This window comes from Vibrio sp. 10N.261.52.A1 (assembly GCF_002876325.1).
GTDB classification, from domain to species: domain Bacteria; phylum Pseudomonadota; class Gammaproteobacteria; order Enterobacterales; family Vibrionaceae; genus Vibrio; species Vibrio chagasii.
This window is the reverse complement of sequence record NZ_MCYD01000150.1, coordinates 1-436: the sequence shown is the minus strand read 5'-3', so window position 1 is coordinate 436 and position 436 is coordinate 1. Positions and strand designations below refer to the sequence as shown.

General features: G+C 42.4%; 1 protein-coding gene. It reads right to left on the bottom strand.

Annotated features, from left to right (window positions below):
• The coding region (locus tag BCT81_RS02070) for a M17 family peptidase N-terminal domain-containing protein (protein ID WP_277869784.1) at positions 1-281 on the bottom strand (281 nt) is incomplete at its 3' end.
• Positions 282-436 lie beyond the last annotated feature (155 nt).

Sequence of the window (436 nt, the reverse complement as noted above, 5' to 3'; positions counted from 1 at the left end):
TGAATAATTTCTTTGTATTGACGCTCGCCTAGCTCACGCTCTTTACCACAGCCTACAAGTAGAACACGTTCTGAAAGTACACCAGGTACTTGATGCAGCAGTAGCATCTGGCCAGGTTTACCCTCTAGGTCACCGCGACGAAGCAGTGAACTAATGTAGCCATCGCTAATCTTATCTAATTGCTCGGCTACTGGAGAAAGGCGGCGCGGTTCGAATACACCGACAACGATACATGCGCTGCGTTGTTTCTCTGGGCTACCACTTTTTACACTGAACTCCATGCGTACTCCTACATCCTGAAGACAAATCGAACTAAATGTTAGATAATGGGTTCTTACTTGTTGGATCCTATAATGGAACTAACCTTAAAGAAGAACGCTAACACTTAGCTAAAAATTTAAAAAAATAAAAGGTTCAACGGGAAATTATAGTGATT